Genomic DNA, 10,826 nt, shown 5'->3' with positions numbered 1-10,826 from the left:
CATCGACCACGAGTCCAGCGCTTGCGCTGGTCCGGGTCCAGGGGCGGATAGCCCCGGTGGGGCCTGGGGCAAAGCCCCAGCGAAACGCCATCAGGGGATCCACGACTCCGTCATGCATTCGCCTGCGACGCACTGTTCGTAGGCTTCGAGCAGCTTTCGGCCTTCGAGTGCGTCGGGCGTGTCGTCGCAGGCGGTGCAGGCTGCGATCGTCCCGCAGAACTTCACGCAATCGCGGTACGCTGAGCATCGCGTGTCGGCATCGCACGCCTTTTGGTAGCCCGTGCAGTCGCCGTTGTTCATGAAGGTGCGGCAGAGATCGTAGTCCTGCGGGTAGAACGTGCATGGCGGCGAGCACTTCACGTCCTGCGCGCAGTTCACGACGGCGATGTGCTGATCCTTCCCGGAGGGGAAGCGGTCCTGGCAGTACACGAAGCATGCGCCTTCGTCTGGTGATCCCGAGGCGCTGAGGTTTGCGCACAAGGTCTCGATGCATGCCTCGATGTTGCGACAATCGGGCCCGCATGCCTTCTCGACCTGGCCGCAGGTGCCCTCCAGACACTCGTCGCACTGGCTCCAGGGGCCTGCGTCGGCGCTCGGCCCTGGGCCCGGGCCGAAGCCATCTGGCTGGGTGCCGCCGTCGCCGCCTGATCCGCCGGGCTCCACGCAGACGTTGGCAATGCAGCGCAGCGGCACTGCGCAATCGTCGGTCTTGGTGCAGCTATCGCCGGGGAAGCCGGGACGCGGCTGGAGCGTCTCGTCCTCCTTGCATCCGGCCGCGCCGGAGAGCCACGCGACCACGAGCGGCGCGCCGAACAAGGAAAGAAACGCCCACCGTGTGCGCGCACGGGAAAACTCTCCGGCTGCCTTGCCGCCTCGCTTCATGCTTCGACCATGCCACGAGGACGCGCCGGGCGGAATGCCTCACGCCTACCCCTCTCAGGGAGGCGCCGCGCCGGGGCGCTGCCCCGGTCCCCGCGGGGGCTATTCGCCCCTCGACCCGAACCAGGGCCAGCCCTGGACCTCTGGGCATCGACTGCGCGAAGCGCAGTCGATGCGGGGAACGTTTTTCAAGCTGTCCGCCCCCTCTCTGCAGGGCCAGCCCTGGACCTTTTGGGGAAGAACTGCGCGATGCGCAGTTCTTCCCGCAGGCCGGTGGTACCGCTGAACCATCAGCGCTGCCGTCTCGGTTGGCAGGGTCGCCCGTGGTCTTGCCACGGGCTCGTTCGATGAACTGCGCATCGCGCAGTTCATCGACCCCGAGTCCAGCGCTTGCGCTGGTCCGGGTGCAGGGGTGGACAACCCCTGCTGGGGCCTGGGGCGAAGCCCCAGCGAAGCCTTCAGGGCGCGAGGACCTCGGCGATCCGCGAGAGCCGCTCCAGATCGTGGATGTCGTACGGGAACGCTGGCACGTGCGCGAGCAGGCTCCCGACCGAGGCCTCGTCCTCCAGCGCTGCTTCGAGCCCTACGAGGTGCAGCGCGTCGAGCTTGCCCATGCGGCTCTCGTCCTCTGCCGCGCGCCGGAGCCGCGTCGGTGCGTCTGGGCCGAGTGAGAGCCCGCTCCGCGAGAGCGCTGCCTCCACCTCTGCTGCGTCGGGCACGCGCCCGTAGGTCGGGTGCACGCGGTTCACCACGAATGCGTCGCGCCGCATGTCCTGCTCGCGCAGTCGCTCCGCGAAGAACATCACCTCGCGCACGGCCAGCGGGTCTGGCGTCGTCACGAGCACGTATGCCACGTCGGGCCCGCGCAGCGCCGTGCTCACGGCGTCTGCGCGCTTCTTCCAGCCGCCGAAGACCGAGTTGATCTCCGCGATGAACGCCGCCATCTGCTCCAGGAACCCGCTGCCCGACACCTTGCCGATGCCGCGCACGATGGCGGCTGCGCCCTTGGCGAGCACGTTCAGCGAGAACTTCCCCGAGCTCTGCACGGCTTGCACGAGCCACCGCGTCGCGGCGCTGTCGATCGCGCCCACGAGCCGCTCCGGCGCGTCGAGGAAATCGAGCGCGTTTGGCGTCGGCGGCGTGTCGAGCAGGATGAGGTCGTAGCTCGGATCGCCCTTCGTCGCGTAGAGCTTCTCCATCGCCATGTACTCCTGGGTCCCGGCGAGCGACGTGGAGATGTACTTGTAGAGAACGTTGTTCAGGATGCGATCGCGCTGCTCGACGGAGGGCGCGAGCTGCTGGACGAGCGAGTCGAAGGTGCTCTTCGTGTCCAGCATCATCACGGTCATCGAGCCTTTGACCGGCACGCCGGCCTGCGCGAAGAGCGCCGGATCGATGGTCTGCGCCTCGGTCTTCATCTCCTCGATGCCGAGGCTCTGCGACAGGCGCCGGGCCGGGTCGATCGTCAAGCAGAGGACGCGTTTGCCTCGGCGGGCTGCTGCGAGGCCGAGCGCCGCCGTGGTCGTCGTCTTGCCGACCCCGCCGCAGCCGACGACGAGGAGCACCCGCCGGGAATCGAGGAGCTTGCCGAGCCCGCCGGGCGTGGACGAACGAGGTTCCGAGGCTGCCACGGCGGGCCCTTTAGCACGATGGCGGCGCAAGCGGGAGCGGAAGCGGGTGCGGAGGCGGGTGCGGAGGCGCAGGCGCAGGCGCAGGCGCTTCCGCGTGCGCACCCGGGCGCCGGGCTCAGCATGTCAAGGGAGCTTTCGCCCGCGTTCGCTCCCGCTCATGCCCCGGCGCCAGGGGATAACGTGACCGCCAAAAGACGCTCTCCCGCGGCCCAAACGACCTCGTCGCCCCGGAGCACGAGCTTCGTCCACGGCCTTGAACGATGGTACCACCGGGCCAGCTTGCGCTGCCCTCCATCTGGGCCCAGGCGAATGAGCTCCCCCACGTCTTCTCTGCCGACGACAACCAAGAGATCGTCGCCCACCGGGAGGGCGCACACGCTCTCGGCCCCGACCTCCACCGCGCGCCGCGCGCCCGTCACCGGGTCGAGCACGCGGATTCGTTGCCCGGCGATCCACGCCATCACCTTGCCGTCGGTGACCAACCCAGAAGCGTCCGCCGCGTCCCCTTCCTCCAGCATGGCGATGACCTCGGCGCGCCCCATGGCGGGATCCCAGCGGTGGAGGTCCGTCCGGAAACTCTTCGGCCCTCGCCTTTCGCGCTGACTCCAGAACAGCGCCCCACGGCAGGCGATCAAATCCCCTACGCCATGGTGCTCGTGAATGGGTTCCTCCCTTCCTTCCAGCCGTACCCGGACGGGATGCCCGTCCTTCCATCGAGGTGGCGACGGGAAGTCGAGCCACGCAGCGCGCGCCTCCAGCACCACGGGCGATCTCGGTTCATCCTGCCCGCGCGCGACGACCTCGGCATCTCCGCCCTCGATGGGCACCCGCCAGACCTCTTCATCGCTCAACGCCACGATCACGGCATGCGCACCGTCTGCCGCGAGTTGGGCGTGCCGCACGTCCAGGGCTTGCAACATCACCCCGTGCGTCTTCCCGGGGTCGAGGCGCCGTAATCGTTCGCCGTCACAAGCCACGAGGAACTCCCCGCAGGCGACGACCGAGCCGAACCCCGGAGCGGACGCCGACTCTCCGATCCGACGTGCCTTGTTCACGAGCTCCCACGTTTGCTCGTCCAACGTGCGCCTCCTGACCGCGACGTCTGTCGCCACCGACATTCTTACCCGTTTCCGGGTGGGGTCGGACGCCTGGTGGGGTTGCCTGTGCTTGCTTGCATCGACCGCATCGCGGTCGATGCACCCGAGGTCCAGGGCTGGCCCTGGTCCGGGTCCAGGGGTGGACAACTCCTGGTCGGGCCCGGGGTGAAACCCCGGCGCTACGCTGCCCGTAAAATCCGCCGGCAACCTGCCGCTGCGCGGGCGACGAACGCCGATCGGTCGTCGCCACCGCCGCGAACGGCGAGCAGTGCTTCGGCTGCGCCGAGCGGGAGCGAGCTCACGAGGACCTCGCGCGACAGATCGGCGATGCGTGTGCCGACGGCTGCGGTCGTGGGCAGACCGGGCTCGGCGAGCAGGGGCGCGTAGGCGGCGAGCTCCTCGCATACGGGCCATGAGCCGGCGCCTGCGACGAGGCAGCCTCGATCGTCGACGAGCACGAGGGCCTCGAGCTTCCCCTCGCTGCGCGCGACCGAGAGCTGGTAGTGCAGCGCTGTGATCGGATCGTCGCTCCGTCGCCTGCGGCGCTCGGCCCCGAGCGACGACGGCGGGGCATCGATGGGATCCATCCTCAAGAGACAACCTCCTTGCCCGGAAATGGTCGCCCGTCTGCGCGGGTGGGGTCCACTTTCCGGCGAGATCCCGTTCCTGTATGCTCCGCTCCCGGCGTGATCGTCACGCGTTCGAACGGAGGCGGTTTTCCATGGGACTCATCGAGAAGCGGCTCATCAAGGAAGCGAAGGAGTCCTGGCTTCCGGAGGAGCAAAAAAACATCCAGGATGCCGCCGGCGCGCCCGTCGTCGTGGATGTCGACTGGCCGACCTTCGAGACCGACGAGGCCGCGCTGAAGACCGTCCAGCACCTCGGCGTCCGCCTGCTCGCCAACGCCTTCCGCGTCATCTGCGTCGACGACCTCGGCAAGGAGGCTGTCCGCGAGGGCGTGCAGCGCGTCGTCGTCACGAACCTGAAAGAGGGCGCTGCCACCGTCGGCCTGAAGGACGGCGTCGTCACCCTCGCGTGTGTGTTCGGCAAGGGCTCCGACGGGTGCCTCCGGGATCTCGAGATCGCGAAGATCATCACACGCGCCCTGTAAAAACCCGACCTCCCCGCCTGCTGTCCGCGGGCGGCGTGGCATCCGTCATCGTGGACGCGCACCTCGTTCAAAAACTGCTAGGTTCGCGCGGCGCGGATGACGGGGTACATCGACCTTCACTGCCACTGGGTGGCTGGCATCGACGACGGCGTGAAGACCGTCGCCGACAGCCGCGCGCTGCTCATGGGCCTCGCGGGGGCGGGGTTCGGCAAGGTCGTCGCCACGCCGCACATGCGCCCCGGCATGTTCGACAACACGAAGAGCGACCTCGCGCGCGCCTACGAGGCCACGCGCCGCGCCCTCGCGGACGCGCCTGGTTTGCCTGAGCTCGCGCTCTCCTCGGAGCACTTCTTCGACGACGTCGTCTACGAGCGCCTCATGCGCGGCGAGGCGCTCCCCTACCCCGGCGAGCGCGCCGTCCTCGTCGAGCTCTCTCCGCGTGGCTTCCCTGCGCGCCTCGCGTCCCGCTTCGCCGACCTCCGCCGCAAGAAGAAGCTCCGGCCTGTCCTCGCGCACCCCGAGCGATACGAGCCCGTCTGGGACGATCGGACCGTGCTCGAGCCGCTGCTCGACGGCGGCGTCGTCCTCCTGCTCGACGTCGCTGCGCTCGTCGGCAAGTACGGACGTGCGACGCGCAAGTGCGCGGAGGCGCTCCTTTCAGAGGGGTACTACTACGCGGCGTGTAGTGACGCCCATGGCCCGCGGGACGTCGAGGACGTGGCGGCGGGCATCGAACACCTCCACCGGGCGCTCGGCGCGGCGGAGGCACGCGACATGCTGATCGAAGGACCGCTTTCCATCCTGGAGGGCCGGGTCGACACGTGAAAGGGACAGGCAATCGTGCAGGAGCTTCTCAAGAAGATCGAGGATCGTAGCGCGCACATCGTCGTCGTGGGCATTGGCTACGTCGGGCTTCCGCTCGTCGTGGAGTTCGCCCGGGCCGGCTTCTCCGTCACCGGCTACGACAAGGATCGCGAGAAGGTTCGGCTGCTCGGGCTCGGCGAATCGTACATCGGCGACATCCCGTCCTCGGCACTCGCGCCGCACGTCGCGGCGGGCCGCTTGCGCGCCTCGACCGACCCTGACGTCCTCGGCTCGGCCGATGCGATCGTGGTCTGCGTTCCGACGCCGCTCAACAAGACCAAGGACCCCGACATGCGGTTCATCTTGTCGGCGAGCGACGAGATTGCGGAGCACCAGCACCCGAACATGCTCATCGTGCTGGAGTCGACGACGTACCCTGGCACGACGCGCGAGGTCCTGGTCCCGAAGCTCACGGCGGGCCGCTATGAGCTCGGCAAGGACGTGTTCATCGCGTTCAGCCCCGAGCGCGTGGACCCGGGCAACAAGACGTACGGCACGCGCAACACGCCGAAGGTCCTCGGCGGCGCGACGCCTGGTTGCCTCGAGGTCGCGATGGCGCTCTATGGCAAGATCATCGAGACCGTGGTGCCGGTGTCGAGCACGGACGCGGCCGAAATGGTCAAGCTGCTCGAAAACACGTTCCGCGCGGTGAACATTGGCCTCGTGAACGAGGTCGCGCTGATGAGCCGCAAGCTCGGCATCGACGTGTGGGAGGTCATCCGGGCGGCGGCGACGAAGCCGTTTGGCTTCATGCCGTTCTTCCCGGGCCCGGGCCTCGGCGGGCACTGCATTCCGATCGACCCTTTGTACCTCTCGTGGCGGATGCGGACGCTGAAGTACCAGGCGCGCTTCATCGAGCTCGCGGACACGATCAACAGCGGGATGCCCGAATACGTGGTGCACCTCGTGCAGCAGGCGCTCAATGGCGAGCGGAAGGCGGCGAATGGGTCGAAGATCCTGGTGAGCGGGGTGGCGTACAAGCGTGACGTCGCCGATTACCGCGAGTCGCCGGCGTTCGACATCATCCACCAGCTGCAAGGGCTCGGGGCCGAGGTGCGGTATCACGATCCCTACGTGCCCGAATGCGACGAGGGCGGCATCGTGATGCGGTCGGAGCCGAACAATGTGGCGTACGGCGATTACGATGCGGTGGTGATCGTGACGGATCACGCGTCGGTCGATTATGGGCGGCTCCTGCGCGAGGCGAAGCTCGTGGTCGATACGCGGGATGCGCTCCGGAAGGTCGAGGGCGACAAGACGAAGGTCGTGCGGCTCTAGAAAGTCACCGCCCTCCGGGCGCTCGCGGCGGACAGCCGTGCTCCGTGACGTGCCACTTCCCACCCGAGCAAAGCGCGCTCTGCCCGCAGCAGGTCGTCCCGCAGGACGCGCCTTCGGGCGCGCAGGGCTCTCCTTCGGCGAAACCAGCTCCGCATCCGCCGGACGTCAATGCTTGGCAGCGCCACACGAACTTGATCGGTGGCGCCGGTCGGGGCACGCCGCTGCACGGCTGCGGCGGCACGTCGAGGTGGTAGCTGCACGCCGTGGCGCCGGAATAGAGGCAAATCGGGCTTTTCTCGATCGGCGTCTTCGGAGCGTGGTCCCGCTCCGGCTCCGGGGCGCAAGCGCCGCCCCGATGCGCGTCCGTGCACGGGACGGGTAGGGCCACGCGCCAATTGCCGAGGTGGCAATCGTATACGGTTCCGCATCCCTGGGACGAGGCATACGTACAAAGCAGACCGGCGGAATCGCAGGCGCCGAGTCCCTTCGGCTCGGCGGCGGGGCAGCCCTCTTCGACCGGCACCGGCGTTACCTCGGCAACCGCATTCGCGGTTGCCGCATTTGCCTGCGGCTCGTTCCCTTCCGCGCCCGGTCGCGGAGCGCTCGAGGCACATCCGAAAGCTCCCGCCGAGACGGCGACGATCATGTGGAGAGGAACGCGTGCAAAGCGGCGCATGAGCGCACGCTACCCGAGGACCACCGCGTCCTCAAAGAACGGTGATGCCCGCCCCTCGGGGAGACGAGCCCGACGAGCGGCGGCGGAGGGAACCGCGGGGGCCTCGGGCCCTCATCGCGGGCGGGAGACGCGCTCGCAGGCCTGGCTTGCGGTCATCATCTTCCCCGAATGGCCGAAGTAAACACGCAGGCGCGAGCCTCGGTCGTCGAACGCGGCGCCACAACCGCCGAGGCTGCCGGAGGTCGCCGGATCTTCCTCGATGAGCTGCGTCAACTCCGCGCCCTCCTTGATCGCGTCTCGGTAGAGCTCGACATGCCACTGGCGCTTGTCTTTCCCCGTGAAGGGAGACTTGGTATCCTCGCTGTAGAGCAGCACGAAATAGGTCTTGCCTTCGTGCTCGAATTGCATCTCCCGCCGGCTGCCGTCGTACTTCGAGGATTTCTCGAAGACCTGCTTGCCGTCCTCCGTGGTCACCAGAACCTGCGTCTCGGGACCGGTACCACAGCCTGCGCAAAACACGATCGATGCAAGGACCGCGTCGAGGAGAAAGCTCCGTCGCTTCATGTGTCCCCCTTTGGCTCCTTGTAACACAACGGCCGCGGGCCTACGAGTCCGCGGGGCGCTCGGGGCTTGCAATTTTTGTCCCCGGCGCCACCGTAGGGAGCCGCTACACTGCCGCGGTGACACGAATCCCGATCGGCCTGCTCTCGCTCATCGCCGCCACGCTATCGGGCTGCCATGCAGAAAGGCCCGTCCCCGTCGCGGCGCCGACCGTGAGGAAGGCCCCTCCGCCCGACGCACCCGATTCGGCCGCCGCCGCCCCCGTCTCGACCGAGACGCCGCCGCCCGCGCCGTCGATGCCGCTGCGCTTGGCCTCCTACGACAGCGGGCGCTGCGACCTCGTGGTGACCCCGTCCCATGTCTACTGGCTCGAAATCCACGAGCGGCGCACCTCTCCTCCCCCCAATGCGGCCGGCAGCTCGGGCGTCGCCGCTGGCGCGGTCCTGCAATGCGCCGAGGCGGGCGGCACGCTCACGCGGACATCGAGACGCAATGGCGAGAAGGTCACGCTCGCCGAGCTCGATTACCGCCCCTTCGGGTTGATTGCGCGCGGTGACACCCTCTACTGGACCGGCGCGCCGTGCACCGGCGGGGCGCGCACGCAAAGCGATCCAGAGTGGCTCTGGTCCTACCGGATGGGCACATCGTCCGAACCGACCACGATTGGCGCCAAGGATCGCCATTATCTCGACATGGTCGCCTCGCCGACGAGCGTGTTCGTCTCCGATCGCTTCGGCAAGGGCGGCGCGCTCCGCGTCGACGAGGCGCACCCCGCGGGCGAGCCGATCCTGCCAGACAACGAGCAGCCCTGGCTCATCGCCGCGGACGCGCGGACGCTCGCGTGGACCGATCGTGGCTGGGCGCTCGCGCTCACCGATCTCGCCACGCGATCGACGACCCGAGGGGCACGCCTCGGCGCGATGCCCATGGACGGCAGCGCATTCGCAGGCGGCTGGCTCGTGCGCACGACGGAGGCCATCGTCGTGGTCGCCGCCGATGGCAAGAACGTGCGAAAGCACCTCGCGATCAAACCTTATGGCGATCGGGGGAGCGGCGCATTCGCTCGGGGTCGCTTCTATTACTGGGCGGACGGCGACGACACCCTCTCGCGCCTCGACGTCACCACCGGGACCGTCGTCCGCGTGCGCGCCCCGGAAGCGAAACAGGCCTGTGGCGTCGCGGTGGATGGGGACACGATCTTCTGGGCCGACCGTGGCAAAGAAGCCGTGTTCGCCTGGCGAACGAGCATCTTCGACGAGACCCCGCCCGAGGATCCCTGACATCGCTCGGACGAAGGACCGAGCTTGGTTTTCCTTCCCGCGCAAGGAACCGGAGGATTGGAATGTTGAAAATCGATCACATCGGCCTGGCCGCGCATGACGCGCGCACGTCCGCCAGAAACCTGGCCGCCATCCTGGGCGCGGCCGAGCCGACCGTCGACGGCGCCGACGATGACATGTATCGCATCGACCTCGAACACGGGGCCTTCCTGCTGTTCAACGCGTCGACGACGGTGAACCCGGAGCACATCGCCTTTCGGGTCGACGAAACAAGGTTTGCCGAGGTCGTGAAGCGGCTCGAAGCGCGCGGCTCGCCGTTCGGCAACGAGCCGGAAGATCCTCGCAATGGAAAGACCGAGGATCCGCTGGGCGGCGCAGGCCGGGTGTATTTCGTCGACGAGAACGGTCACCTGTTCGAGGTGACCTGCTAGCCACCCGCGCGCAGCGGCCGCACCTCGGTGCCCTTGATCTCCAGCACTTCCGGTTTGCCCCCGTAAAACTTCGACATCCCCACGTCGATGCGCCAAACCTGCTCGTCGCACGCGGACGTGATGCCGCCGCGCTGCGGCGTATGGCCCACGACCATGCGTTTGGCCGGGATCATGGCCAGCGTCTCCTTCAGCAAGCGGCAATCCTCCGGTCCCGGCGCAGCCGAATAAAGCCGCAGCCAGACAGGGCCATCCTCCGCGGTGATGAGCGCGGGCAACTCCTTCGCGGAGCCATCCATCCACGCGCTCGCCTCGCGGTTGATGCGATCGATGCCATAACGAACGTGCTTGGGCGAGATCCCCCCATGCACGAAGACCGTATCGCCGACGACCGCAATGAGGTCGCGCTTCGCGAGCGTCTTCGCATACGGGCCGCCCGGGAGGAACGCGGCGGCGCGCGCCTTGCCCGTCTCCGCCACGCGATCGAGGCGCGGATCCGTGGTCGAGACGCCGGAGATGCCCACGAAGTCCTTGAAGGAATCGTCGGTCACGTAGCGGAGATCGAGCTGGACGTTCATCACCTCGTGATTGCCATTGAGCGCGATCACGGCGCCGCCCGCGAGCTTGGCCTCGCTCGCGAGGCGATCGAAAAGGTCGACGACGTCGCGATCCTCGTCGCCGCGATCGATCTCGTCGCCCGTCTGCACGACCATGAGATCCTTGCCCGCCCAGTGATCTTTCTCATCGATCGCCCCGGCCATCCGGAGCGCCGCGCGGGTCGCCGCGAGGTCGCCGTGCACATCCCCGATCGCGACAATCCTCGCCGGCGCGGGAATGCGCTTCACCGCCTCGACAGGCGCAGCCGGAGCGGTCGCCGCGGGCGCGCTTCCACCGGACGCCGCCGCCTTCGGCCCCATGCTGATCGAGGGAGCCGGGCTCGGCTCCGGAATGCCCTTGTCACAGGCGGCGAGAACGAAAAGAGGGACGAAAAGGGAGAGCGTGCGGGTCCGCGCGTGCATCG

General features: G+C 68.2%; 11 protein-coding genes. 5 read left to right on the top strand and 6 right to left on the bottom strand.

Going from position 1 to position 10,826, the window contains the following annotated elements; genetic code table 11:
- Positions 1 to 90: 90 nt before the first annotated feature.
- The 4 genes from QHF85_RS42930 to QHF85_RS42915 all read right to left on the bottom strand — a co-directional run bounded on the left by QHF85_RS42930 (position 91) and on the right by QHF85_RS42915 (position 4,194).
- Entirely contained in the window at positions 91 to 882 is a 792-nt protein-coding gene (locus QHF85_RS42930; RefSeq protein ID WP_281333270.1) for a hypothetical protein, read from the bottom strand.
- 455 nt (positions 883 to 1,337) lie between these two features.
- Positions 1,338 to 2,510, bottom strand: a complete 1,173-nt coding sequence (locus tag QHF85_RS42925) for an ArsA-related P-loop ATPase (RefSeq protein WP_281333269.1) — start codon at positions 2,508 to 2,510, stop codon at positions 1,338 to 1,340.
- Between the two features lie 155 nt (positions 2,511 to 2,665).
- Positions 2,666 to 3,589 carry a hypothetical protein gene (locus QHF85_RS42920; protein ID WP_281333268.1) on the bottom strand — a complete coding sequence of 308 codons (924 nt, stop codon included), beginning with the start codon at positions 3,587 to 3,589 and terminating at the stop codon, positions 2,666 to 2,668.
- Positions 3,590 to 3,786: 197 nt separating this feature from the next.
- Entirely contained in the window at positions 3,787 to 4,194 is a 408-nt protein-coding gene (locus QHF85_RS42915; protein WP_281333267.1) for a hypothetical protein, read from the bottom strand.
- A gap of 134 nt (positions 4,195 to 4,328) precedes the next feature.
- Between QHF85_RS42915 and QHF85_RS42910 the strand changes: the two genes are divergently transcribed.
- The 3 genes from QHF85_RS42910 (at position 4,329) to QHF85_RS42900 (ending at position 6,860) form a co-directional block, all read left to right on the top strand.
- Positions 4,329 to 4,718: a hypothetical protein gene (locus tag QHF85_RS42910; protein WP_281333266.1), complete on the top strand. Its 390-nt coding sequence runs from the start codon at positions 4,329 to 4,331 to the stop codon at positions 4,716 to 4,718.
- A gap of 96 nt (positions 4,719 to 4,814) precedes the next feature.
- Positions 4,815 to 5,543: a CpsB/CapC family capsule biosynthesis tyrosine phosphatase gene (locus tag QHF85_RS42905; RefSeq protein WP_281333265.1), complete on the top strand. Its 729-nt coding sequence runs from the start codon at positions 4,815 to 4,817 to the stop codon at positions 5,541 to 5,543.
- Positions 5,544 to 5,558: 15 nt separating this feature from the next.
- Positions 5,559 to 6,860 (top strand): nucleotide sugar dehydrogenase, encoded by a 1,302-nt coding sequence (locus QHF85_RS42900; protein ID WP_281333264.1) that lies wholly within the window; start codon positions 5,559 to 5,561, stop codon positions 6,858 to 6,860.
- A gap of 787 nt (positions 6,861 to 7,647) precedes the next feature.
- Here the strand turns inward: QHF85_RS42900 and QHF85_RS42895 are convergent.
- Complete coding sequence (locus tag QHF85_RS42895; RefSeq protein WP_281333263.1) at positions 7,648 to 8,100, bottom strand: hypothetical protein; 453 nt, start codon at positions 8,098 to 8,100, stop codon at positions 7,648 to 7,650.
- A gap of 116 nt (positions 8,101 to 8,216) precedes the next feature.
- Here QHF85_RS42895 and QHF85_RS42890 point away from each other — a divergent pair, with 116 nt between their 5' ends.
- Together QHF85_RS42890 and QHF85_RS42885 are read left to right on the top strand one after the other, a co-directional pair.
- Complete coding sequence (locus QHF85_RS42890; protein WP_281333262.1) at positions 8,217 to 9,377, top strand: hypothetical protein; 1,161 nt, start codon at positions 8,217 to 8,219, stop codon at positions 9,375 to 9,377.
- Between the two features lie 62 nt (positions 9,378 to 9,439).
- Positions 9,440 to 9,808 carry a VOC family protein gene (locus QHF85_RS42885; protein WP_281333261.1) on the top strand — a complete coding sequence of 123 codons (369 nt, stop codon included), beginning with the start codon at positions 9,440 to 9,442 and terminating at the stop codon, positions 9,806 to 9,808.
- On the opposite strand, the gene QHF85_RS42880 is transcribed toward QHF85_RS42885, so the two are convergent.
- Positions 9,805 to 10,824, bottom strand: coding sequence for a metallophosphoesterase (locus tag QHF85_RS42880; protein ID WP_281333260.1), 1,020 nt, complete (start codon positions 10,822 to 10,824; stop codon positions 9,805 to 9,807). The genes QHF85_RS42885 and QHF85_RS42880 overlap by 4 nt on opposite strands.
- Positions 10,825 to 10,826: the final 2 nt, after the last annotated feature.

Source organism: Polyangium sp. 6x1 (assembly GCF_029946515.1).
Lineage (GTDB): Bacteria > Myxococcota_A > Polyangia > Polyangiales > Polyangiaceae > Polyangium.
Note: the sequence above shows the minus strand (reverse complement) of the source record. Positions and strands in the feature narration are given on the sequence as shown.